General features: G+C 68.0%; 15 protein-coding genes. 4 read left to right on the top strand and 11 right to left on the bottom strand.

Annotated elements, in window-relative coordinates:
* Positions 1–48: 48 nt before the first annotated feature.
* Together AB0J33_RS06900 and AB0J33_RS06895 are read right to left on the bottom strand one after the other, a co-directional pair.
* Entirely contained in the window at positions 49–1,617 is a 1,569-nt protein-coding gene (locus tag AB0J33_RS06900; protein WP_363610726.1) for a 4-hydroxyphenylacetate 3-hydroxylase N-terminal domain-containing protein, read from the bottom strand.
* A 479-nt stretch (positions 1,618–2,096) separates the two neighbouring features.
* A complete protein-coding gene (locus AB0J33_RS06895) occupies positions 2,097–3,365 on the bottom strand; it encodes an MFS transporter (protein ID WP_363610724.1) in 1,269 nt (422 codons plus the stop codon).
* 954 nt (positions 3,366–4,319) lie between these two features.
* On the opposite strand from AB0J33_RS06895, the gene AB0J33_RS06890 reads away from it, so the two are divergent.
* Positions 4,320–4,883, top strand: coding sequence for a dihydrofolate reductase family protein (locus tag AB0J33_RS06890; RefSeq protein ID WP_363610722.1), 564 nt, complete (start codon positions 4,320–4,322; stop codon positions 4,881–4,883).
* 557 nt (positions 4,884–5,440) lie between these two features.
* Here AB0J33_RS06890 and AB0J33_RS06885 read toward each other — a convergent pair.
* Positions 5,441–6,640: an acyltransferase gene (locus tag AB0J33_RS06885; protein WP_363610720.1), complete on the bottom strand. Its 1,200-nt coding sequence runs from the start codon at positions 6,638–6,640 to the stop codon at positions 5,441–5,443.
* Positions 6,641–6,789: 149 nt separating this feature from the next.
* Entirely contained in the window at positions 6,790–8,025 is a 1,236-nt protein-coding gene (locus AB0J33_RS06880) for an acyl-CoA dehydrogenase family protein (protein WP_363610718.1), read from the bottom strand.
* Between the two features lie 285 nt (positions 8,026–8,310).
* Here AB0J33_RS06880 and AB0J33_RS06875 point away from each other — a divergent pair, with 285 nt between their 5' ends.
* From AB0J33_RS06875 to AB0J33_RS06865, 3 genes are all read left to right on the top strand, one after another.
* Positions 8,311–10,095, top strand: a complete 1,785-nt coding sequence (locus AB0J33_RS06875) for a non-ribosomal peptide synthetase (RefSeq protein WP_363610716.1) — start codon at positions 8,311–8,313, stop codon at positions 10,093–10,095.
* Complete coding sequence (locus AB0J33_RS06870) at positions 10,082–11,452, top strand: condensation domain-containing protein (RefSeq protein WP_363610714.1); 1,371 nt, start codon at positions 10,082–10,084, stop codon at positions 11,450–11,452. The genes AB0J33_RS06875 and AB0J33_RS06870 overlap by 14 nt, the downstream gene beginning before the upstream one ends.
* 183 nt (positions 11,453–11,635) lie before the next feature.
* Positions 11,636–11,839: an MbtH family protein gene (locus AB0J33_RS06865; RefSeq protein WP_363610712.1), complete on the top strand. Its 204-nt coding sequence runs from the start codon at positions 11,636–11,638 to the stop codon at positions 11,837–11,839.
* Positions 11,840–12,068: 229 nt separating this feature from the next.
* On the opposite strand, the gene AB0J33_RS06860 is transcribed toward AB0J33_RS06865, so the two are convergent.
* From AB0J33_RS06860 to AB0J33_RS06830, 7 genes are all read right to left on the bottom strand, one after another.
* A complete protein-coding gene (locus AB0J33_RS06860) occupies positions 12,069–12,611 on the bottom strand; it encodes a dihydrofolate reductase family protein (RefSeq protein ID WP_363610710.1) in 543 nt (180 codons plus the stop codon).
* A 317-nt stretch (positions 12,612–12,928) separates the two neighbouring features.
* Positions 12,929–13,663 carry an SDR family NAD(P)-dependent oxidoreductase gene (locus tag AB0J33_RS06855; RefSeq protein WP_363610708.1) on the bottom strand — a complete coding sequence of 245 codons (735 nt, stop codon included), beginning with the start codon at positions 13,661–13,663 and terminating at the stop codon, positions 12,929–12,931.
* Positions 13,664–13,745: 82 nt separating this feature from the next.
* Positions 13,746–14,186, bottom strand: a complete 441-nt coding sequence (locus tag AB0J33_RS06850) for a nuclear transport factor 2 family protein (RefSeq protein ID WP_363610706.1) — start codon at positions 14,184–14,186, stop codon at positions 13,746–13,748.
* 9 nt (positions 14,187–14,195) lie between these two features.
* Positions 14,196–15,074, bottom strand: a complete 879-nt coding sequence (locus tag AB0J33_RS06845; protein WP_363610704.1) for an SDR family oxidoreductase — start codon at positions 15,072–15,074, stop codon at positions 14,196–14,198.
* Positions 15,075–15,076: 2 nt separating this feature from the next.
* Positions 15,077–16,399: a hypothetical protein gene (locus AB0J33_RS06840; RefSeq protein WP_363610702.1), complete on the bottom strand. Its 1,323-nt coding sequence runs from the start codon at positions 16,397–16,399 to the stop codon at positions 15,077–15,079.
* Positions 16,389–17,555: an FAD-dependent monooxygenase gene (locus tag AB0J33_RS06835; RefSeq protein WP_363610700.1), complete on the bottom strand. Its 1,167-nt coding sequence runs from the start codon at positions 17,553–17,555 to the stop codon at positions 16,389–16,391. The genes AB0J33_RS06840 and AB0J33_RS06835 overlap by 11 nt, the downstream gene beginning before the upstream one ends.
* Complete coding sequence (locus AB0J33_RS06830; RefSeq protein ID WP_363610698.1) at positions 17,552–24,652, bottom strand: amino acid adenylation domain-containing protein; 7,101 nt, start codon at positions 24,650–24,652, stop codon at positions 17,552–17,554. The genes AB0J33_RS06835 and AB0J33_RS06830 overlap by 4 nt, the downstream gene beginning before the upstream one ends.
* Positions 24,653–24,701 lie beyond the last annotated feature (49 nt).

Here is a 24,701-nt window from a genome sequence, read left to right as displayed (position 1 = left end):
GGACGCTTCTCTTAGCGTGTCAGGAGCGTGCGGGAGAACAAGCCGCCGTCACCCGTTCAGCGTCCGGTCCCGGACCTCGCGAAAATCCTCGAACGAGGACAGGTCAGGAACCGTCCAGCCGTCCAGGTCGTATTCGGAGAGACACTCGTCCGCGAACGCCTTGTAGTCATCGATCTCGCCGTTCGCGAGCTGCGCCGAGAGTAGCTCGATCCGGGTGTTCTCGTGGTTGCCCGCGTAGTTGCGTTCGTACAGCTCGTGGCGCCCGCCGAACTCGGTCCCGACGGCGTCCCACAACAGTTTCATGAGCTTGATGCGCTCGACCGAGTCGCTGCCGTCGGAGCCGCGGAGATACCGATCCAGGTACGGTCGGATCTCCGGATTCTTGAAGTCTTCGACGCTGGAGTTGATGTAGATGAGGCCACTCGCGATGTCCTGGTGGACTATCTCTTTGATCCGGGGGTAGCCGATCTGCATGAACCACCGGTACGCCATGCCGTACCGAGGATTGGGCAGGACCGCGCCGTTGTGCCACGGCACCGGGTTGCGGGCCGCCGCGTCCGAGAAAGCCCAGAACAGATTGCGCCAGGCCAGCACCTCACCGACCCGCGTCTGCACGCCCCGGAAATCCTTGACCCCGGTGAGTTCCACCGCCTTCGCCAGCAGGCCGGCGATGAACTCGAGTTTCACCGCCAACCGGGTGCAGCCCTGGAACGTGAAACGCTCGGAGAAACCCGATCGGCTGGTGAACAACTGGACCTTGCCGATATTGCCGTAGATGAAGACGTTTTCCCACGGGATGAGCACCTTGTCCAGCACGAGGATGGTGTCGTTCTCGTCCAGTCGTGAGGAGAGCGGGTAGTCGAAGGGGCTGCCCATCAATGCCGCACTTGCGGTGTAGGACGGCCGACAGATCAGTTTCAGCCCCGGCGCCCCCATCGGGACCGTCGCCACGAGGGCAAACTTCTTGTCCTTGACCGGCAGGCCGTAGTGCGCGATGAAATTGTAGTGCGTGAGCGCCGAGCCGGTGGCGACCACCTTTGCTCCACTCACGACGAGCCCGGCGTCGGTCTCCTTCTCCACGTGCACGAAGACGTCACTGACCTCGTCGGGAGAGCGATTTCGGTCGACGGGAGGATGCGCGATCGCGTGATTCCAGTAGAGGACCTTCTCCTGGGATTCGGCGTACCACCGCCGCGCATTGTCCTCGAACGGTTTGTAGAAATCCGCGTTCGCGCCCAGCGTGCCGAGGAAGGCTGCCTTGTAGTCGGGGCTGCGCCCCATCCAGCCGTAGCTCATCCGGGCCCACGCGGCGATGGCCTTCTGGTGTTCGACCAGATCCTCCGCCGTGTGCGGCGTGGTGAAGAACTTGTGGGTGAAACCGGCGCTGCCGGTGTCGGTGGGCGAGGTGAGCACGTCATGGGTCTTCGGGTCGTGCAATGCGTCGTAGAGCCGTGCGGTCATCCGTATCGGATTGTAGAACGCAGGATGACTGGTCATGTCCTTCACGCGGTCGCCGTAGAGATACAGACACCGGTCGTCGCGCAGAGATTCGATGTACTCGGCGCCGGTCATCGGCCGTGTCTTCCGCGGTTCGTGCGTCTTCTTTGGATCCGTCATCTCGTTCCTCCGAGGGGCGACGACTGAGCATCAGGGCGTGAGGACACTGCTCATCCTGGGCGGCTGCTACGCGCTCGACGTGCGCCTCCTCGGGGTCGACTCGCGGGATGCCCGGAAGTGACGGCCACACCAGCAATTATCCGTGGCCCATTCATGTCGACGCATCTCCTGTCTTGCAGGGTGCGACCCCGGAGGTGGATCGACGTGGAGCCCATCGCGGCATCGGAGAAGCGTCGGACCCGTGACGAGCGCGTGCTGCCCGGATTCGGCCCAGGACGGTCGCATAGCGACCCCGGTCGTCTGTCACCCCACGAGTTGATCCCCAGGTCGGTCTCGACCTGGGGATCAACTCGTTCGTCTCGCGGACGATCCGGACCGCACCCTCCATACCCGCACGGGGTGGGAGAACCTCAGCGCGCTGGAGACGGCCTCACGTCAGTGATCGCGTCACCGGCGCGTGCCACTCCTGCCGGATCACTTCACTCAGCTGTAGCTGGCTCGACCTCGCGGGTCGTCGACTCCTCCGGTGCGGGCCTGGTCCGCTCGCCCCACCGTGCCACCGCGGGTGCCAGCAGGCCCACCAGGGCGAAGAACACGCCGATGCCGATCAGACCTGGCCTACCGAGGGTCAGGATGAAGCTGAGGAACAGCAACGGGGCAAACGCCTCGCCGATGCCGGCGCCCGTCCCGAGGAAGCCCATGTACTGGCCCTGCGCATGCGCCGGCGGCAGACCGAAGTTGAGGGCGAACGAACCCGCCATGTACCACAGTTCGCCGTAGGTGTGCACGCAGACGGCCACCAGCAGGAGTATGACCGCGGCCCAGCCGGGCAGCCCGTTCGCGAAGCCGATCGCGGAGCAGCTGAAGAGGAGGATCACCCCGGCGCGCCGGATCGCGTTGCCACCTTGCTGGATCGTCTTCACCTTGTTGCCCACGCGGACCATGAACAGGACGATCAGGGTGTTGTTGAGGATGTAGAACAGCGCGACGGTCCAGGATGGAGCCTTCGTCGCCTCGACCACCCACAACGGCAGCAACATATTGATCATGAACAGCTGGAGGTTCATCGCGCCGGCCACCGCCGTGTACACGACGAAGGGCCGGTCGGCGAACACTCCCCACCGTGACGCCGTCTCCGGCTTCGGCAGCGGCTCGTAGTCCGCCATCCGGGCGAAGACCACCAGGGCGCCCAGGAAGCTGAGCGCGTCGAGGGCGATCATCACCTGGTACGCGCCAGGAGTCCCGATGGCGATCACGATGCCGGCCCCGGCGGTTCCCAGGCCCATGGCGACGAACTGGATCGCGTGCATCTTGCCACGGAAGCTGACCGCGTCGTCCCCGGCCACGCGGCGCAGCAGCGATTCGCTCGCCGCCACGGACGCCTTCATCGCCAGCATGTCGAGGGTGGCCGCGATGACAAGTTGGGTGAAATTGTCGACAAAGATGAAGTAGGTAGCCGTGGCGGCCTGGATCACCAGCATGACCTTGACCGTCTTCAGCGGACTCCACCGGTCGGCCAGGTTGCCGACCGGGACGCCACTGATCAGGCTGATCAGGACCCCGATGGTGAGGGCGGCACCCACCTGCGAGGCAGGTAGTCCCACGATTCGGGTGAAATACAGGCTCATACTTACGACGAGCAGCCCGAAGCCGAACATGTTGATAAAGGTTGCCAGCGCATACAATCGCTTTGGTCCGGCCTCAGGGACCAGGGACCTAATTTCTGCGATTGGGTTGAACTTCGGCATGCAGTGCCACCATTCCTCGCCGTCCGCCAGCGGATAGTACCTTCTCGGAGCGGAGAGATACTACCTTTTCGGAGCATCGCTCCCCGCACAACTCTCAGATTGCTCTCCTTCGGCAAACGAGAGGTACTCGTGTTTCCTGCTGCTCCATGGTCCCGGACTTCTCGCGGCAAGCTCCTGACCTGGGGAACAAGACAAAGCTGAAGTGGTCGGTTCTTGTTGACCGCCTACCGCGGAGCCGTTGACTCAGGGCGCGGTTGTGGCTACGGCGTGTCGCGCCATGCGACGACGGCGCTCCAGCCGGCCCGGACGGAGCACCGAGCGCTCGATGGGATTTGCGCGACGCGATACCGGTCGAGGCTGCCGCGGCAGCCGGTGTCGAGCTGCCCGACACAACCACGGCGACCGGCCTGAGCAGCGGGGTGAGCGGTAACACGGCGTCCGTTACCTCGCACCGACGGGCAAGGTGACCGAGCGGGCCGACCTCGCGGTCGACGCCGGCGAATACGGTGCGCCGGGCGCGGCTGATGGACATTCGCCCCACGTATGTCGAGTCCCAACTCGCCTGCACCTATTCACCTACCGGACAGGCGTGCCGATCGACTTCGAGAGCCATGTACGCCCGGGGGCTCCGGTACGCCGCGCTTCGCACGCACGACAATCTCCCGCCGGTGGCCGCGCTCATACCGCAGGCGCGACACGCCGTTCGAGGTCCGACGCCCGATAAACAAATAACCGCACCGATACACTCAACCCACCCAAGTGGGGAATATCGGAGAGCAACTCTGGGTACGTCTTCCGGGCTTCGTCAACGAGGCTGCCGGACGGACACGACTGGAGATCTGCCCCGAACATCTGGCGTACCCCAGCAACGAGGGTTGACGCCAAGTGCGCACCAACCTGGACGCCGCTCATGAATGTTCAGGCTGTTGCGGCTAATCATCGAAAGGTAGAGGCATGGCAAAGCTGACCTACGTGACGAACCTGTCGCTTGACGGCTACATCGAGGACGAACGCGGCGCCTTCGACATGATCCCACCCGACGACGAGGTATTCGCGTTCACCACCGACCTCGTGCGGCCGGTGGATACCTTTCTCTACGGGAGGCGGCTGTACGAAGCGATGGCCGTCTGGGAGACCGACCCCGCTCTGGCCGCGCAGTCCGACCTGGCGGCCACTTTTGCCAACGTCTGGCAGGGTACGAGCAAGGTCGTCTACTCCTCGACCCTCCCCGCGACGTCGACCGCCGACACTCGACTCGAACGCCGTTTCGACCTCGCCGCGGTGAAGGGAATGAAGGACACGGCCGACGGCGATCTCAGCGTGGGAGGTGCCAACCTCGCCGCACAGGCTTTCGAGGCCGGCCTGGTGGACGAATGCCACCTGCTCGTCCTGCCCGTCACCGTCGGCGGGGGAAAACCAGGGCTACCGACCGGCATGCGCACCGACCTGGAGCTGCTCGACGAGCGCCGGTTCGGAAACGGCGTCCTCTACCTTCACTACCGCACTCGCGGGCAGTGAACGACACGGCGGCCGGGTCAGGCTCGACGGACCGTTCCTCATGACCGCGACGTCGGGCTCGCACCCGGCACTCCTGAGGTTGATGAGGAGGGGTGCCGCCGCCATGGCCCCCGTCTGATGCCAGGTAGCGCATGGTGTCGTTGAGTGGGGTCAGGCCGCCGAAGCCGCGGTCACACGCGCTGTGCGAGCGAGGGGCACCCGGTCCCCGCATCCGATCAGCGAGGCTTCGGCGGCACCCCCGCTCGGCGACGTACCCCGGTCTCTCGACGTGAGGGCGACGACCTCGCCCGCGACCTCGACGGGCGTCGTCGCTGCGGCGACGTGGCCACGGTCAGGGAGCCTGACCGTCGGCACGGCGTCATCCGGACCGGGGCCGTGGTTTCTGGTCGCCCGACTCGTCCGGGCCGCGGGCACCAAGCCGGGGTACGCGAGCTGTGTGTCGCGTACCCCGACCTGCGCCTTCGACTCGCCGGCGCGAGCCGCACCGCCGTCACGCTCGCCGTCGGCACCCGCCGCTGACAAGCCCCGGCGCTACTCCCCTGGTGACCGGTGGGCGATCACGGGGCCGCCAACGGAGTTTCCGCTGGCCGGGCCTGTTTCGGACGTGCCCACCGCCGCATCACCGGGCGCTCCACGAGCACGTACAGGAGCCATGCGACGAACACGCAGGCCAGGTAGGCGCCGATGAGGAACGCGATCGCGGGCAGGGTGCCGAACGGGCGTGACGTGAACATCCCGCCCAGGCCCCATTGGTGGTTGAACGCGGCCTGCAGCGAGAAGAGCACGGTGATGTGGACGAGATAGAAGGCGTAGGAGATCTCGCCCAGCCAGACCATGCCGCGGCTGCTGAGCACTGTCCGGCGCCCGGCGACGTCCGCCGCCGCCGCGCCGGTGATCACCAGGGCGAGCGGGAGGAGGAACACCACCTGGTACCCCTCCTCGAACAGCTTGAGTGGCAGGGTGGCCACGTACGCCACCACCAGCACGACCACGATGACCAGCGGTCGCACGCCTCGCCAACGGCCCGTCAGCAGGATCCTGGCCATGACCATTCCGGCCAGGAACTCGAACATCCGCGTGACCGGCAGGTAGTAGATGAACCACAGCTGGGGCCAGGAGAGCGAGGCGGAGACGGGGGTCGCCGGGCTGTCGGGCAGGAACAGCCGCGAGACCACCGGCATGAGCGCGGCGGCCACGGCCACCAGCCCCGCGTACAGCCACAGTCTGCTGGGCCGGATGCGGTTGACCAGGATCAGGAGGAACGGAAAGCACAGGTAGAACAGCAACTCGACCGACAGCGTCCACGTCGGAGGGTTTATCGCGAACAGCTGGTAGTTGAAGTCCGGCACCCAGGCCTGTAGGAGAGGGAGGCTGACCAGGGCTTGAGGCCACGGGATGGCGCGCCCGGCCACGAACATCAAGACCAGCAGGATGGCATATACCGCGATGTGGTTCGGAAAGATCTTGAAGAATCGCCGCCGGTAGTAGTGCTTCAGAGAGTCGTGTGGCTTGGCCGCCCAGGTCAGGATGAAGCCGCTCAACACGAAGAAGAACATGACGCTCAAGGGGCCGAGGTTGTTCGCGAACTTGTTGTAGGCGTTCTGCACGCCCTGGTTGGAGAACAACGGCTGGAACATCGCGTGGTGGACGAACACCATCGTCGCGGCCACAATCCGCAGCGACGTCAGGGAAGGAAGTCTGGTGCCGGAGGACGCGGGGATCACCGAAACCCCGTCTACCTTTTCTCGCACTGTCATCGGCGGCTGTCCTTTCGCTCTCGGCACCGAGGGTCCCACGGGCCCCGTGGGAATCGCGTCTTCGGAAATGCGTTCATCCCGGTGCAGCAGGAGGAGAGGCCGGGCCGGCCGCTCGGCGACCCGTCGGGCGGTACCTCGCGGCGGCGGCGCTAGCGCATGCGCGTCCGGGTCAGCTCCCGCACGGCCACCGTCGGCAGCAGGATCGAGATACCGCCGTGGCTGTGCAACATGGACATGTCGCGCCACACCCGCTCAAGGCGCTCGCCGTGCCGGATCGAACTTGCCCCGGCCGTCGGCATCAGGTAGTTCGCCACCGCGTCCCAACAGAGCTGGATCACGTGTCGGGAGATCGCCGAGAGACGCAGGTCCGATTCCCGGGTGACCCCTGCGGGGCCTTTGGCACTGTTGTCGTGCCATTGCTGGACCCCGTTCCGCAGTGCCGCCTCGGCGGTGCAGATCATCCCGAGCGCGTCGCCGTACCAGAACTGGTAGTCGGGATCGTTGTGCCGGCGCACGATCGGCGGCACCAGGGTCGACCTCTGCCGTAGGAGGTCCTCGTAGATGTCGAGCGCGCCCTGCGCGATTCCCACGGCCAGCGCGGCGTTACACAAGTTGGTGAAGGAGAGCGGCCCACCGCCGTACTCCGGATTGCCGTGCAGGGCCCGGCCTGGCGTGCCTGTGGAGACGTCGGTCTCCATGATCTGCACGCCGGGAAGGGCAAGGTGCTCCGGAACGTAGGCGTTCTCCATGGTGATGCTGTGTGACCCACTGCCTCGGAGACCCAACTGCTGGCCCCAGTCGTCCAACCGCGTCCACTGGCTGCGCGGCGCGACGAAGAACAGGGGCATCGGCAGCGCCCCGTCGTCCCCGGCGATGAGGGCGTGGCCCAGGAAGTGGGTCCCGTAGGGAGACCCGGAGCAGTAGGACCACTTGCCACTGATCGTCCAGCCGCCGTCTGCGTTTCGCACCGCGGACCCGCTGGGGACGGCGGTGCCGGGGCAGATGAAGTCGCCGACACCGAACAGCTCGGATTGGGCCTGCTCGCCCAACACAGTGGCCACGATCTGCGTGTGCATGGCCCCGAGGGTGTACATCCAGCCGGTCGACGGGCATCCACGCAGCAGAGTCGCGGAGACCCGCACGAAGGTGTCGAGGCCGAACTCGTACCCGCCGTAACGACGGGGCTGCAGGATTCGGTAGAAGCCGTTGCGCGCGAATTTCTCGTGAATGTCCTCGGCATAAAAGCTGCGTTGCTCGACCTCGGCCTGACGGTCGATGAGTTCGGGGACCATTGCCTCGGCCCTCGCCACAATCTGCTCAGCGGTGAGATCAGGCTCGGCCGGCGCAGGAGAGTCGTGTTCGGCGGTGTTGCTGATTCGTGTCACAGTGCACGATCCTTTCGGCTGCTGACGGTTCTCCCGGTCAGATTTAAGGCGCGTTGGAGTCCGCAGTCCGCAGACGATCTGTATCGCCGAGATGCAGCTGATACCGCTTCGATGGCCTCGTAGAGTATTCCAAACCCTCAGCTCTGCCACTTCTTTACGATTGCTGATTCACCCCGACGGTTGCGGCGGCCCGTAGCGCAGTCTTGAAGGCGCAATCGAACAACGCCGGCGGTACGTTCCAGCTATGAGGTCTGTCTGCGAACCAGTGGATGGAGATGAGGCGGCATGGGGTTGAAGTCGAAGTCCATCCAGGAGCAGTTCGCCAGGCAAGTCGCCCGGACGCCCGACGCGCCGGCGGTGTCCGGAAACGAGGTACGGCTGACCTATCGTCAGCTCGATGAGCGCGCCAACCAGTTGGCGCACCAGCTGATCGGCCTCGGCGTCCGGCCCGGAGAGCCGGTCGCGGTTCTGATCACGCGATCACCCGAACTGGTCGTGGCGACGCTGGGCGTGCTCAAGGCCGGCGCGGTCTACCTGCCGTTGCACAACGCCCATCCGTTGGAGGCCAAGCAGCGGGTCATGGACAACGCCGGTCGGCCGGTGCTGCTGACGGATGCGGAATCCCGCAGCGCGGGCCTACCGGTCAGCAGGCGGACGGTGCTCGTCGACTCCGCCTCGACTGAGCAGGAGCGGTCGATCGTCGGCCCCAACGTCGACGCGGAATCCGACGACCTGGCGCTGATCATCCACACCTCGGGGTCGGAGGGCCTGCCGCGCGGTGTCTGTCTGACCCATCGGGGCGTGCTGAGCGTCGCCCTGGACCCGTGCTGGGACACCAGCCCCCAGGACCGCGTACTCATGGTGGCGCCCTATGCGGCCGCGGTGTCCACCTACGAACTCTGGGTTCCGCTGCTGCGTGGTGGTCACCTGGTTCTGGCACCGCCCGGTCGCTTGGATCTCGGTACCCTCCGGCGACTGATCCGGGACAACGAGATCACCGCCGTCCAGCTCACCAGCGGCCTGTTCCGGGTGCTCGCCGACAAGGCGCCGGATTGCCTCGCGACCGTTGGTGAGGTCTCGACCGGTGGCGATGTCATCTCGCCGAGCGCGGTCGAGCGAGTGCTGAAGGCGTGCCCCGGCATCACGGTGCGTCCCACCTACGGGGCGAGCGAGGTTACGTTGTTCGCCACGAGCACGACGGTGACCGCGCCGTTCGTCCCCTCGCCCAGGGTGCCGGTCGGCCGCCCGCTGAACGACGTCGAGCTGTACGTGCTCGACGAGCGGCTGCAACCGGTCGGCGTCGGCCAGGTCGGGGAGCTGTACATCGCCGGTGAGCGCCTGGCGCGCGGCTACCTCGGCCGACCTGGCCTGACCGCCGAGCGTTTCGTGGCGAACCGGTTCGGCCGTCCCGGCACGCGGATGTACCGGTCCGGCGACCTGGTGCGCTGGACCACCGACGACATGATCGAGTTTGTCAGTCGAGCGAACGACCAGGTGAAGATCCGCGGATTCAAGGTCGGGATCGCCGAGGTCGAAGCAGCCCTCACCAGCTACCCGGAGATCTCCGAGGCTGTTGTCGTGGCCCGGCAGCTCGACGATGGCGACCATTCCCTTGTCGGATATGTCGTCGGCGGGGCTGACGCGGTGGACATCGTCGCACTCCGCACGCATACGGAAAAGGTGCTGCCCGACTACATGGTCCCCGCCGCCTTCGTCGTGCTCGACTCACTCCCGCTCACGCCCAATGGCAAATTGGACCGACGGGCACTTCCCGAACCGGTATTCGCCGGCTCGTCGACCTATCAGCCCCCCAGTACCGCACAGCAGGAAGCCCTGTGCTCCGCCTTCGCCAATGCCCTGGGCGTGGCGGAGGTGGGGGTCGACGACAGTTTCTTCGAACTCGGTGGGCAGTCGCTGAGCGGGATTCGGCTGATTCAGACGGTCAACGAGGCGCTCAATGTGGAGCTCACGCTTGATCACTTGTTTGAGTATCCCACGGTCACCGAGCTGGACGAGTACCTCCTGCAACGCGCGGAACCAGTTGATAGGAGCCAGGATGAGCCCAACTAAGATCACCGGTACCGACGCGACCGGGACGATCCCGCTGTCGCTTAACCAGGAGTTCGTCGACGTATTCGATCACGGCAGTGACGACGGCCCATTCGGTTACCGGTACCACGTGGTGGATGCGTGGCGCGTGACGGGCGGGCCGGTCGACCTCGCCGCGCTGCGCGACGCGCTGCACGACGTGGTCGAGCGGCACGAGGCGCTCCGGACGCGCATCGTCGGCGAGGCTGGCAAGCGGTGCCAGGAGATCTCGCCGCCGGGTCCGGTGCGCGTGGAGGTCCGCGACTTTCCGGAGACACCTGAGGAATCGCGTGCGGCGCGGGCCGAGGCGCTGCGGCGGGAAGTCGAGGACGAGACGTTCGGCGCGGACGAGTCGCCCGCCCTGCGTGCCGTGCTGGCCAGGTTCGACGACCAGGACGCGGTCCTGGCACTGATGATCCATCACATCGTCTCGGACGGAATGTCCATGGACGTGGTCATTCGAGACCTGGCCAACTTGTACGCCGCGAGGACGGGTCACACCGTCCCGACCCTGCCGAAGGCACCGCAATATCGCGAGTTCTCCGACTGGCAGCGCGACGGGGCCGGTGCGGGCACGGAAGCGGCACGCGACTACTGGCGCCGCAAGCTGGACGGCGCCCTGTTCACCGCGCTCCCCACGGACATCCCGCGTTCCGCGAACCTCCCCGAGTCGACGGCGGCGCATCGCTTCCTCATACCGCAGGACGTGATGTCTAACATCGACCAGCTGTCCAGAACCCACCGCACCACGCGGTTCATGGCACTGGTCGCGATGTACCAGCTGCTCGTGCATCGGCTGACCGGCGCCACGGATGTCGTCATCGCGACGTTCACTCCGGGGCGTGGCGGGCAGTTGTTCGAGGACACCGTCGGCCCGCTGTTCAACTTCCTGCCGCTTCGCACCGACCTTGCCGGGTGCGCTTCGTTCGGAGAATTGCTCAAGAGGACCCGACGCACCTGCCTCGAAGCATTCGAGCACGAGATTCCGATCCTTCAGATATTCGGGCAGGCCCCCGAGCTGATGCGAACGGCCGCTTCCGACAACGCCGCCGCGGCCGTGTTTCAGGCCCTTCCCGATCAGAGGCAGTACGTCGAGGCGCCAGGAGACCTGAGGTACGGCCGGATACCGCGGATGATGGGCCCGCAGGCGCGGAAGTCGTCGGTGCCGGACGGCGCACTGTGGACCCTGACCAGGGAGCCGTCGGGCGATGCCTCCGTCTGCCTCGACTTCAAGCGGAACCTGTTCCGCGAGGAGACCATCGTTTCGATGGCGGAGAACTTCCAAGAGATAGCACGAAAGTTCAGCTCCTCGCCCGATGCGTCGCTGGGGCTGACCTGACGCCGACGCACAGGGCCACCGCGCGCAGGTCTGCCGCTGTCGGGCAGTCCTGCGCGCGGGCCCTTCGGGAGACTCCGGCGCGGGCGGCGACCCCACGTGTCGCCATCGCGACTTTGTTGATCCACCTGGACACGGCACGGACGACCCGTCCGCAACCCCGCTCAGCGATCCGGAAGGAATGCCATGACGAACCCATTCGAAGACGAGAACGCCAGCTACCTGGTGCTGGTCAACGACGAGAACCAGCACTCGCTGTGGCCGGCGAACATCGAGGTGCCCGAGGGCTGGCGAACCGTGGTCGATGCCAGGTCGCGTCAGGAGTGCCTGGCGTACGTGGAGGAGAACTGGACGGACATGCGCCCCGCCAGCCTCGTGAACGGCCACTGAGGCGCCTGGCCGACACCGGCGAGCGCCCCGTCTGTGTGACCCCGGACGATCTGTCCGTGAACGAGACCGCCGCCATTGGCGCCTGGGCCGGGGAGAACGGTTCTTCACCCCGACCCAGGCGTCCTGGGCGAACCCGATCGAGGCCCAGTTCGAGCCGCACGACCCGGAGCTGCGTGATCACACCCGGCGCACGCTCAGGGACGGCCCGGTAGCCGTCGACGGGCTGTGCCTACTTGCGTACCCGGAAGCGGAGCATGGTGACGGGGCCGGACTGGGTATTGCTGAGAGGTTCCAGGTCGATCCTGCCGAGACCCGGAGGCGAGAAACGGACGCCGTCGCCGAGCAGCAACGGCACGACGTACACCAGGATCTCGTCGACGAGCCCGTGCTGTAGACACTGGGCGGCCACATCGGCACCGAGGATCTCCAGGTTCTTGCCGTCCGCGGCGCTGCGTGCCGTGACGACGGCTTCCTCGATTCCAGACGTGAGGAATGTGACGGAAGGGTCCGGCTCGGCGGGAGGTTTGTGGGTGAGGACGAACTGTGTTCCCCCGTCGTAGCTGGCGTTCTGGCCGGCCATCCGCTTGCCGACCTCGTAGGTGGTCCGGCCGATGAGCATGGCGCCCGTGGCCGCCATGACGTCCGGGACGGTGTCCGCGGACATGTGCTCGAAGACCCAGTCCATCGTGTGGCCGGGACCGGCGATGAAGCCGTCCAGCGACACCACCCTGTTCACGACCACCTTGCCGGTGACGGTGCCTGCGTCACTCATATGTCTCTCCAAGGACCTTGGAAACCGAGGTCGGAGCCTAGTTCGGCCCGGCGGGGAAGGCAAGGACGAGAGCTACCCGCGCAGGGTGGCGAAGCCTTCGTCGAGAATTGACGTTCGCCTTTTCGATAGGTTTCGGATCTGCGGAGACCACGCCCAATCGGACCACTCGGCGCGTACCCATTGGTCTCAATCACCGCCGGGATTCCCGCCCGACGGTCGCCGCCGCGGTGCCGCACCACCGCGGTGATGGCGCTCGCGGTGGGCGACATCCTCTGCTACCGGTTGGGCGGGCGACGAGCCGGAGGGCCGATCGGCGGTCAGGCTATCCACCGCAGGCCGCCGCTGACTTCGAGGATGTGGCCGTTGATGTAGGAGCTGGCGGGGGTCGCGAGGAAGATCGCGGCGGCGGCGACCTCCTCCGGGGTGCCGAGACGGTCGAGGACGAGCCGGGACTGGTAGCGCGCCCAGAGTTCGGGTACGGCGGCGAGCCGGCGACCCATCCCACCGTTGATGTAGCCGGGGGCCAGACAGTTGACGGTGACGCCCTTGGGCCCGAGCTCGATGGCCGCGGTGCGGGTGAAGGCCTCCACCGCGGCCTTGGTGGCGCTGTAGGCGGCGGTGCCGGGCACGGGTTTGGTCGCGACGCACGAGGAGACCGTGATGATCCTGCCCTCGCCACGGGCGGTCATGTGGGCGGCGGCCTCCCTGGTGCAGAGGAAGACGCCGGTGAGGTTGGTACGGACGGTGGCGTCCCAGTCGTCGAGGGAGAGCCTGGCAATCTTGCCGTCACGACTCACGCCGGCGTTGGCGACGAGCACGTCGATGCGTCCGAAGCGATCCATCGTGGACCGCATGAGTTCGCGGACGGACTCCTCCTCCGTCACGTCGACCCGGTGGTAGACAAGGCGATCGGTGGTCACCTCCCCGATGTCGTAGGGGTTGCGGGCCGCGCAGATCACGGTCGCGCCCTCGGCGTGGAACTGCTCGGCGATGGCCCGGCCGAGGCCCCGGGTGCCGCCGGTGACGATAGTGATCTTGTCGGCCAACCGCATTGGTACCTCTCCCCTTGGGCGCGACTTCCCACCCGGCACCGAGAAAGCATCGCCGGGCCGCGTGGGACCTCCGATCGGGTGGCTATGCGGCGTCGATCTGCTCGATCGTGTCCATCCCCAGCGCCTCGATGACCGGCAACGGGTTCCAGAAGTCCTTGAAGTGCACGAACTTCCCGTCGCTGGTCCGCACGACCGAGATGTAGGTCTGGTGGAAGTCGCGGCCGGTGGGGACCGCCTTGCCGTCCGCCCGAAACTCGGCGATCACCAGCTCGGGATCGACCGTGTCGTGGAAGACCAGGTCGGCGAAACGCACCTGGAGCAGCTCCGGGAAGTGCTTCATGTGCTCGTACAACGCGTCGTGGCCGGTGAAGCGGGACGGCACATCCTTCGGGCTGTAGGCGAACTCCAGCACGCCGTCCGGCGTGAACAGATCGACCCACTCCCGGATCTTCTCGGCCTCGATGTACTCCAGGTTTCGCGCGAACGCCGCCTGCGCCCGCGCGCGGATCTCCTGGTCACTCATGGGTCCTCCTCAGTCGGTCGAGACAAGTGGAGACAGCCGCTTGTCGAGCGCGGAGTCTGAGAGCAGCCGGGTCAGCACCCGCGTCCTGCGCATGTCCGCCCCGACCGGATAGCGGGTCCTGGGCCGCTGCGCGGTGAGGGCCTCGGCCACCACCACGGCGAAGTCGTCCGGGGTGGTCCGGCAGACCTCGAGCTGATGCGCGTTGATCGCGAGGAAACGGTCGAACGACCCCCGGTACAGGTCACGTCGTTGGGCCGTGGCCATGATGTCCCGGCCGGCGCTGGCCATCTTCTCCCAGATCGGGGTCCGGATCGCACCCGGCTGGACCACCGACACCGACACCCCGAACGGCGCGAGTTCGCGGCGCAGCGCATCGCTCATGCCTTCCTTGGCGAACTGGGAGGCGGCGTACGCGCCGAGGTAGGGCAGGGCGATGCGGCCAAGGCCGGACGTCACGTTCACGATCCGACCCCGGCGGGCGCGAAGCTGCGGTAGGAATGCCTGGATCACCGCGAGCTGACCGACCAGGTTGATCTCCAGCTGCAGCCGTAACTGCTCGGCCGGCAGGCACTCCAGTGGGGCGGGGACGCTGATGCCGGCGTTGTTGACGAGACCCCACAGCCCCGACGAACCCACCGCGGCGGACACCTCGTCGGCCGCCGAGCGGATCTCGTCCGGCTTGGTGACGTCCAGGAAGATCGGGGAGATGCGGTCGTACCGTGCGTCGGCGAGAAGCTTCTTGCCGTCCTCGGGGCGCCGTACGGCCGCGAAAACCCGGAAGCCGATCCGCTCCAGGTGCACGGCTGCGGCCCGGCCGAGCCCCGAGGACGCACCGGTGATGACGACCGACTTGCCGTTTGGTGACAATGGCTTCGGCTTTCTCAACACGCCTACCCCTCTCCCAGTGCACGGAGAACCGCGTCGAAGCTCGCCGCGACGAGGCGTTCGGCCCGATCCCGCGTCAGCCCGCCGTCGACGTAGCTGAAGTTCCAGTGGAGCCGGTCATGGCTCGTGTTGACCGTGGCGACGAAGTACCCGCACACCGACAGGCCGGCGAGGAACTGGGCGTCGGAGAGCTGCCACGGCCCGATGCTGGCCGGGAAGTCGTACCGTCCGATGTTGGAGATGCAGAGGTTGACCGGGCCCTGCGTCTCGATGAACTCGATCAGCGGCGCGCTCTCCTCGACGGTCATCGGGCACGAGCCGCCGACCAGATTGACCATGCCGAAGTGCTCACCGCGGCTCTTGCGCCGGACCAGGTCCCGGCTGATCGTCCGGGCCATCGACCAGAGCGACGTCCGCACCGGAACGAGCGAGCCGACCGTGGCGACATAGGTGCCGACGGCGGTGTCCGGCACCGGCGGCACGAGCCCGTCGCGGAAGTTGATCGGCGAGCCGATAGCCACGCCGGCGGGGAGTTCCGGGCCGTCGCCGGCCACGGCGGCGACCATCGCGGCGGCGAGCACGCCATGCACGGTGGTGCGCTCGCGGCGGCAGGCCCGCAGCAGCGCGTCGACCTGGTCCGCCGAGAGCGACCGGTGCACGACGCGAGTGCGGCGGGCGGTGAACGGGACGAACTCGTTCGGCTCCACCCTGGCGGGTCGCAGGCGGCGCAGCCGGCGGTCGTCGCGACCACGTTGCCACCGCAGTCGACGCGCACCGGCCCGGCCCCGGTGCCGCCGGGGGAACATCTCCTCGCACGCCGGCAGGCCGGGCTCGCGCACCTGCGACCCGTGGCCGGCCGCGAGCGTGAGCCAGTCCTTGACGAGTGACATCACCGTCGTGCCGTCGGCGATGCAGTGTGGAAGCGTCAGGATCAGGTCGTGCACGTCGCCGTTGGTCACGACGACCGTGCGGCACAGCGGACCGGTGCGCCAGTCGACGGCCTCGACCATCTCGTGCTCGTTGATCTGACGGAGCCAGTCGTCGTCGGTGGTGCCCGCGACCGGGCGGAGCGGAATGGGCGCGTCGGTCGGCACGAAGGAGGGGCCGGCAGCTCCGGATTCGATCGCGACGCGGAGCAACGGGTGACGCACCCGCAACGCGTCGAGCGCTCGGCGCAGCATCGACGGGGTCAGCCGGCCGGTGACCCGGACGCGGGCGATGACGTTGAGCGGAGACACCTGGTCGGCGATCCAGTACCAGCGTTCGAGTGGGCTCAACGGTCGGCGGACCACCGGAAGCACGGCCTGGGGCGCGGCGTCAGTGGCCATGATCAGGCACCGCCGACGATCGTGCGTCGAAGGTCATCGTCGCCACGTTGCGGCCGTCGATCACCGACCGCGGCACGAATCGCATGTAGAGGTTACGCAGCAGGCTGGCGACCGGGCGGTCGAGTTGCTCCACGCGGCTCAACGCGAAGGAGCCGTCCACCATGAGCCTGACCCGATCCCGGCGGTCCGCCTCGTACCCCCGCAGGGCCGCGTCGACATCCGCGGCGTCGCCGAGGTGGCGCGCGAGGACGACGGCGTCCTCGACGGCCTGGGCGGCCCCCTGCGCCAGGCTCGGCAGCATCGGGTGTGCCGCGTCACCGAGCAGCGCCACCGGCCCGGTCCCCCACCGATCGAGGAACGGACGGTCCTGGGCCGGCACACTGATGATGGCCGCCGCCGGTGTCGCGGCGATCGCGGCCCGCACCTCCGACGCCCACCCGGCGTAGGCGCGGAGGATCTCGTCCTTACCCCCGTCCCACCCGCGCGCGTCCGGGACGTTCTTGGTGCCCCACCAGTAGACCCGTCCGCCGCCGATGTCGACGAGCCCGAACCGCTGGCCTCGGCCCCAGTAGTGGGCGCAGTAGCCATCGGTCACGGTGGGGTGTCGGAAGGGCACGGTGGCGAGCCAGCACACGTAGCCCGGCTCCCGAGCCTCCTCCGGCCCCACCAGCTGCCGCCGGATGACCGAGTTGAAGCCGTCCGCCCCGATGAGCACGTCGCCGCGCGCCACACCGCCGGCGGCGAAGTCGACCCGGACACCGTCGGCGTCCACCTGAAACCCGGTCGCGGTGGCGCCGAGCCGGAGCGCCGTGGTGTCGACATGTTCGAGCAGCGCCTGCTGCAGGTCCGCGCGGTGGATGGCCACGTTCTGCGCGCCGAGCCGCTCGCCGATGTGACCGAACGGGATCCGCCGGATGCGACGACCCCGGGCGGTGCGGAAGTCCAACCGGTAGTAGACGCTGCCGCGCCGCTCGACGTCGAGTTCGATCCCCAGGGTACGCAGGGCGGTCCGCGCGTTGATCGAGAGCGAGAGCGCCGACCCCGCCGGGCGCAGCTCGCCGGCCCGTTCGTAGACCTCGACGTCGACACCGACCCGGCGTAGGCACGCCGCCGTCGCGAGGCCGCCGATTCCGGCGCCGATGATGATCGCCTTCACACCGCCTCCTTCCGGTTGTCCAGCGCCTCGGCGATCCGCCGCGCGACCTCGGCCACGTAGGGTTCCTCCATCAGGACGATGTGGTCACCCGGCACGTCGACCACGTCGATCCGCCCGCTGGTGTGTCTCGTCCAGCCGTTCGCCGGGTCGGTGTGGAGGGTCCCGGCGGCGGTGTGCATGGGCAGCAGCACCATCGGCAGCCGGTCGCTGGCCCGGACCAGGGTGAGGTCCTGGTCGAGGACTCCGGGCTCGTAGGCCATGAGCGCCTCCCAGTGCGCGGAGAACATCCGGAACAGCCGGCGTACCGACGCCCGCGAGCTGCCGGGCCGCAGCACGCCGGCAGCGGTCGCGCGGGCCATGATGAAGTCGAACTTCTCCTCCTCGTCGAGCCCGTCCGGGATGGCCTCGACGGGTGCGCTGCCGCTGCGCTCCAGCCAGATCAGCTCCCAGAAGAACCATTCCAGCAGGGCGTTGTCGGCGACCGGATCGCGCCTGCCCGGACGGCGGGCGATGGGATCGAGCAGGATCAGCTGCTCGACACCTGCCGGATCCTCGCGCCGAAGTTGGCGCGCCATCTCGAAGGCGACGACCCCGCCGAAGGACCAACCGCCGATGCGGTACGGGCCGTTCGGCTGGACCCGCCGGATCGCCGTGAGATAGGTACGCGCGAGTTCGGGAATCGACCCGAGCGGCTCGGACCCGGGGTCGCTCCCGGCCGCCTGCAATCCGTACACCGGCTGCTCGGCCGGCAGGTGCTTGGCCAGGCGCACGTAGCAGAGCACGTTGCCGCCCAGCGGATGCACGAGGAAGAGCGGTGTCCGCTCTCCGCCCGCGCGGATCGGCACCAGCGGATCGTAGGTCAGTCTGGCGTCGCCGGAACGCAGCAGCGCCGCCAGGCCGGCGATGGTTGGCGTGGCGACGAACGCGGAGAGCGGCACGCTCATCTTGAACCGCTTCTCCAGCACCACGACCAGCCGCATTGCCGTCAGTGACGTACCACCGATCTCGAAGAAGTTGTCGTGCACGCCGAGCGAGGGCAGCTGGAGCAGTTCGGTGAGGATCTCCACCAGGGCACGCTCGTAGGCGTCGCGCGGTGCGACCTGCTCGGCGGCGCTGACGGCGGCCAGCGGGATCCGGCGGAGCTGCGCGTCGTCGCGCTTGCCGCTCGGCGTCAGTGGCATCCGGTCCAGCCAGGTGATGTGCGACGGCACCAGATGGTCTGGCAACGACTCACGCAGCAGGGCACGCACCTCGTTCAGGTCGACCGCCCGCGCGTCACCGACCAGGAACGCGGCGAGGAACGAGTCGGCGCCGTCGCGCCGCCGCGCGACGACCGCGGCCTCACGGATGCCCGGGAGGCGTCGCGCCAGAGCCAGGATCGCGACCTCGACCTCCAGCGGCTCCACCCGGTAACCACGGATCTTGGTCTGGGTGTCGGTTCGCCGGGCCCAGACCAGCTCTCCGCTGGGTAGCACCCTGGCCAGGTCACCGGTGCGGTAGAGCCGGCTGCCCGGCGCACCGAACGGGTTCGCGACGAAACGCTGCGCGGTCAGCTCCGGCCGGCCGTAATACCCGTCCGCCAACGCCATCCCGCCGAAGTACAGCTCGCCCAGCACCGCTCGCGGCACCGGGCGCAGCCGCTCGTCGAGCAGGTACAGCTCGACGTCGTTGATGACCGGACCGATCGGCGGCAGGTTCGGGAACACCGCGGGGTCGCCGGTCAGCGGGTACGCCGTGACGAGATGCGTCTCCGTCGGGCCGTACTGGTTCTCCAGGATGGCACCGGGCAGGGCGGCCATGAACTGCCGGATCTCGGCCGTGACCCGCAGTTGCTCGCCCGAGGAGATCACCACGCGGAGCTTGCTCGGCGCGATGCCGAGCATGATCGCGGCCTCGGCGAGTTGTTGGAGGGCGACGTAGGGCAGGAAGATCCGCTCGACCCCCTCGCGGTCGAGCAGGCGCAGCAGGCTCGGCATGTCCCGCCGCTGCTCCTCGTCGATGATCCGCAGCGTGCCGCCGCCACTGATCGTCGTGTAGATCTCCTGGAACGACACGTCGAAGCTCAGCGGCGCGAACTGCAGGGTCGTGCCACCGACCGCGCCGCTGGGCACGTTCGTCTGCCAGGCCTGATAGTTGTCAAGCGCGCGATGCGGCTGCGCCACCCCCTTCGGGGTGCCGGTCGACCCGGACGTGAAGAGGATGTAGACGATGCTCTCCGGATGGATCGCGGGAAGCGGCGCCGGATCGGCCTTCTCCGGGATGGATTCGTACGTCACGAGCAGGGCCGGATCCGCGACCAGACCGGCGCGCGCGGCGTGCGCGACGATCCGCACGGGCGCGGCCTGCTCGACCATCGCCGTGATCCGCTCCTGCGGATAGGTGACGTCGATCGGCACGCACGCCGCACCGGACTTGGCGATGCCGTAGATCGTCGCGATCATCTCCGGCGACCGGTCCATGGCGATGCCGACACACGTGCCGGGCCCCGCACCGAGCGACACCAGCCGCCAGGCCACCCGATCGACGATCCGGTCGAACTCGGCGTAGGTCCACCGCGTGGTCCCGTGCGCCACGGCGATGGCGTCCGGGGTACGCGCCGCGTGGCTCTCCAGGCGCCGCACGATGTCGCTCGGCGCTTCGATGGCGGGCAGCGGCTTGGCCGGCGGGTCGGCCAGGAACGTGAAGTCCACCGCGCCGTGCGGGTCGTCGACGATCCGACGCAGGATCGCGAGGTAGTAGTCGATCAGCAGGTCGGTCTGGGCCGGCGTGATCGTGCGACCGTCGGTGTCCACCCGCAACGAGAGGTGCTCGTCCGTCGGGCTGACGACGGCGTTGAGCAGCAGCGTGAAGTTCGTCTCTTCCCGGGTCTGGAAATCCAGCAACTCGACGCCGGGCAGTTCGAAGATCGGCGCGAGCACGTGCATGTGTACGTAGTTGAAGACGGTCTCCAGCACCGGCGCGCCGCCCCGGTCGTTCTGGATGGCATGCAGCGGGTAGCGCCGGTGTGGGTGGATCTCCCGTTCCCGGCGGTAGACCTGGCCGACCACCTCCAACCAGGTCTCCGCTGCCGGGCCGACCCGCAGCGGCACCGTGTTGAGGAACAGGCCGGCGATGCTCTCCGCTCCGGGCCGCTCCGGGCGGCCGTGCGTGATCAGGCCCGTGGTGACGTCGTCCGTCCCGGACAGCAGCCGCAGCGTCATACAGTGCGCGGCGAGCAGCACGGACTTCACCGGAAGTTCGTGGGACCTGGAGAACTGCCGGACCCGCGTCTCCAGCCCGTCCGGCACGCTGACCCAGCGGGTGTTCAGCCGGTCGTCACCGGGCGGCTCATACTGGCGGAAACCCTCGAGCTGGGTCAGCTCCGCACCGTCGAGGGCCTTCTGCCAGAAGCGCCTGCTGACGGCCGAATCGATGGTGCGGCGCTCGTCGATCACATATGCCGCCGCCGAGGGCAGCGCGGCGGTCGGGACCGGTGCGATGTCCGCACCGGCCAGATACAGGTAGTCGCGCAACAGCTCGCTGATCAGGCTCGCGACGCTCCAGCCGTCCAGGATCACGTGGTGGAAGCTGAACACCAGATCCACCGCGGACGGCCGGACGTGCGCGCGGACCAGGTACAGCGGCGCCCGGTCGAACTCGTAGCGGTGGTGGCAGCGTTGCTCGATGTGCGCGGTGACCTCCGCCTCGGCGGCGTCCTCGCCGAGCGCGCGAAGGTCGGCGATTTCCAGCCCGCCGTGCGTCCGCGGGTGGATCAGCTGGAGGGGCTCGGAGAAGCTACCCAGGTCGAACGAGGACCGCAGCACCGGGTGTCGCGCGACGAGCCGGTCGAACGCCTCCCGCAACGGCTGTTCGCGCCACGGCATCCGCAGGGTGTAGCGGAAGACGTCGTGGTAGACGGCGGACCCTTCGTGTTCCGCGCTGTGGTAGAGCAGGCCCAGCTGAAGCTGGGTCGCGGGGTACGCGTCCTCCACGCCGGACAGCAGGGATCTGTCCACGCTCGGCACGAGCGAGAACGGCACGAGTGCCGGGATCGGTTCCGCCAGCGCCTCGGTGGAGACGCGGTGCGCCAGGGCGGCGATGGTCGGAAACCGCACCAGGTCAGCCAGCTCGAAGTGCAGCCCACGCCTCTCCGCCTCGGCCCTGACCCGCAGGGCGAGGATCGAGTCGCCGCCGATCGTGTAGTAGTTCTGGTGGACGCCGACCCGTTCGACGCCCAGCACCTCCGACCAGATCGCCGCGAGCGCCGCCTCGGTCTCGGTGCGCGGTGGCTCCTCCGGCACGTCCGGGGCGGCCGGGGACGGAAGCGCGGAGCGGTCCAGCTTTCCGTTCGGCGTCAGCGGAATCCGGTCGATCCGTACGAAGAACGCGGGGATCATGTACTCCGGCAAGGTGGTCGCCACGTGCGTCCGGAGCCGCGCCGGGTCGACCTCGTCTTCGGCCACGTAGTACCCGACGAGATGGGTGCCCCGCGCCTCGGACCGGTGGTCGATTACGATCGCGTCGCGCAGGCCGGGGAACGTGGTGAGGCTGTCGCGCACCTCCCCCAGCTCGACGCGATTGCCCCGGATCTTCACCTGATCGTCGATGCGGCCCAGGAACTCGAGGTTGCCGTCGGCCAGCCAGCGTGCGAGGTCGCCGGTGCGGTACATCCGCTCGCCCGGGTGGAACGGGTCTTCGACGAACCTCTCCCCGGTCAGCTCCGGGCGGCCCAGGTAACCCCGGGCGACGCCGGCACCCGCCACGCACAGCTCGCCGGCGACCCCAGCCGGCTGCGCCTCGCCGTGCCGACCCAAAACGTAGAGCCGGGTGTTGTCGATCGGCCGGCCGATCGGCACCCGGGACACCGGCCCCGGCGGACAGTCGAAGGCGGACACGTCGACGGTGGCCTCGGTCGGCCCGTACAGGTTCACCAACTTCGGGACGTCCCCACCGAATATCCGGGTGAACTGCTCGACCCTGCCCGGTGGCAGCTCCTCGCCGCTGCAGAAGACCAACCGCAGCGTGCGGGCGGAGTCACGCAGCCGTGGCGAACTCTCGAGAAGGTCGAGGAACGGCCCGAGCATCGACGGCACGAAATGGATCACGGTGACGCCGTGTGCGGCGATCGCGCCGAGGATCGCCTCCGGGTCCTTCTCCGCGCCGGCCGGTGGCAGCGCCAGCCCCGCCCCGGCGATGCCCCACCAGAACAGTTCCCACACCGAGACGTCGAAGGAGACGGGTGTCTTCTGCAGCAACACGTCGGTGGCGCCGAGGGGATAGCGCCGCTGCATCCACACCAACCGGTTCACCACCGAGTGGTGCTCCACCATCACACCCTTGGGCTTTCCGGTCGAGCCCGAGGTGTAGATGACGTACGCCAGGTTGTCAGCGGTCGCCGCCGGCTCGACCGGCGCCCGCGAACCGGTCAGCGCGTCGACGTCGCGCACGGCGACGTCCACGGCCGGCGGCCGTGTCGCGCCGGACACGAGCACGACCTTGGCGCCGCTGTCCTGGACCAGAAACCGGATGCGGTCGGCCGGGTAGCTGGGATCGATCGGCACGTACGCGCCGCCGGCCTTCAGCACACCGAGGATCGCGATGAGCATCGTCGCGTCACGCTCGATCAGCACGGCCACCCGGTCGTCCGGCCGGACCCCATCCTCGCGCAGGGCCCGGGCCACCCCGTCGGCGCGGGCGTTCACCTCGGCGTAGGTGAGGGCGCCGGTCACGACCGCCGTCCGCTCGGGTGTGCGGGCGGCCTGCTCCTCGAACAGGCCGGCCAACGTCTGGTGCCTCGGGTACCCCATCCGCGTCGGGTTCGCCGCCTGCACGAGGCGCGCCTGCTCGGCCGGCGCCAGCATCGCGAGACTCGACACCGGTGCGTCGGGCGCGTCCAACGCGTTGCCGATCAACGTGCTGAGATGGCCGGCCAGTGACTCGACGGGGAGGTCGTCGTCGAACACGTCCGCGGCGTAGTCGATGTCGATGACGACCGGACCGTCCGCCGTGAACTCGTTGACGACGATCGCCAGCGCGTCGGTCTCGTGGGCGTGGCCGTACACCATGGTCTCGCGTGCCACTGCGGGAATCTCCCCGGCGCTGGGCCACCGCAGGGACGACAGTGTCACGTCGAACAGGTGGCGCGGCCCGGTGTCGGACGACCTGAGCTCCCGGAGCAGTTCGCCGGCCGGCAGGCGTTCGTGGGCGCGCATGGCACGGGTGCGGCGGCGAAGGCGCGTCACCAACTCCCGAAACGTCTCCCGTCCGGTGGTGGTCATCCGCAGGGGCATCGCGTTGGCGAAGTGCCCGACGGTGTTTCGTTCGGCATCGGTGCGCCTGTTCAGCAGCGGGACGCCGATGACGACGTCGTCGGTGCGGTGAACGCGGGACAGATAGATCGTCATCGCGGCGGCGACGATGGCGAACATCGAGCCGTACTCGCCGGTCCGGGCCCGTTCGACGGTGAACGTGTGACGGCCGGTCCGGTACGAACCGCCCGGTGCCTTCCTCGCGAACAACGCCGGCTGGACTCCGGCGAGCTCGTCGCGGTAGAACGCGACGTCCGCGGCACGCTCGTCCGAATGGAGATAACGGTCCGCTTCCGCCACGAAATCGAGGTACGACGGCGCCGGATCGGCCGACCGCTGCCGGTATTCCGACCTGATCTGGCTGATCAGCAGATAGATTCCCCACCCGTCGCACACCAGGTGGTGCACGTTGAGGTAGACGTACACGACGGACTCGCTCTCCCTGAGCAGAGCCACGTCGAACACCCTGGCGCGTCTGAGGGAGTACGCGCGGGAGAACGGCCGCCGCATCCACGACAGGCACGCCTGGCGTGGATCCCGGTCACCGGACAGGTCGACGACCTCGATTTCCGGGACGTCCTCATCGACCCACTGGTACGGCGTCCCGTCCGCCTCGTCGAACCGGAGCCGCAGCCCGTCGTGGCGCCGCACGACTCGCTCGACACACGCTTTCAGGAGGGGCAGATCCAGTTCTCCGGTCAGCCGCTCGTAGACGAACGTGTTGAACTGCGGAAGATCGGGATGCAACGAGCTGGCAAACCAGATTTCAGCCTGGTAAGCCGTCAGGGGAATGCGATGGGAGAGACCCACGCCACGAGACTGCCGAAAGTGATCGACTGCCGGCACCTCCCAAACTGCT

Origin of the sequence: Micromonospora sp. NPDC049645 (assembly GCF_040675155.1) — a bacterium.
Taxonomy (GTDB): domain Bacteria; phylum Actinomycetota; class Actinomycetes; order Mycobacteriales; family Micromonosporaceae; genus Micromonospora.
The sequence above is the reverse complement of the archived record's forward strand: the minus strand, read 5'-3'. Positions and strand labels throughout refer to the sequence as shown.

Excerpts from the sequence above, each read along its gene's own strand:
- AB0J33_RS06900 (WP_363610726.1), bottom strand. The coding sequence starts at position 1,617 with ATGACGGATCCAAAGAAGACGCACGAACCGCGGAAGACACGGCCGATG.
- AB0J33_RS06895 (WP_363610724.1), bottom strand. The coding sequence starts at position 3,365 with ATGCCGAAGTTCAACCCAATCGCAGAAATTAGGTCCCTGGTCCCTGAG.
- AB0J33_RS06890 (WP_363610722.1), top strand. The coding sequence starts at position 4,320 with ATGGCAAAGCTGACCTACGTGACGAACCTGTCGCTTGACGGCTACATC.
- AB0J33_RS06885 (WP_363610720.1), bottom strand. The coding sequence starts at position 6,640 with ATGACAGTGCGAGAAAAGGTAGACGGGGTTTCGGTGATCCCCGCGTCC.
- AB0J33_RS06875 (WP_363610716.1), top strand. The coding sequence starts at position 8,311 with ATGGGGTTGAAGTCGAAGTCCATCCAGGAGCAGTTCGCCAGGCAAGTC.
- AB0J33_RS06870 (WP_363610714.1), top strand. The coding sequence starts at position 10,082 with ATGAGCCCAACTAAGATCACCGGTACCGACGCGACCGGGACGATCCCG.
- AB0J33_RS06865 (WP_363610712.1), top strand. The coding sequence starts at position 11,636 with ATGACGAACCCATTCGAAGACGAGAACGCCAGCTACCTGGTGCTGGTC.
- AB0J33_RS06860 (WP_363610710.1), bottom strand. The coding sequence starts at position 12,611 with ATGAGTGACGCAGGCACCGTCACCGGCAAGGTGGTCGTGAACAGGGTG.
- AB0J33_RS06855 (WP_363610708.1), bottom strand. The coding sequence starts at position 13,663 with ATGCGGTTGGCCGACAAGATCACTATCGTCACCGGCGGCACCCGGGGC.
- AB0J33_RS06850 (WP_363610706.1), bottom strand. The coding sequence starts at position 14,186 with ATGAGTGACCAGGAGATCCGCGCGCGGGCGCAGGCGGCGTTCGCGCGA.
- AB0J33_RS06840 (WP_363610702.1), bottom strand. The coding sequence starts at position 16,399 with ATGGCCACTGACGCCGCGCCCCAGGCCGTGCTTCCGGTGGTCCGCCGA.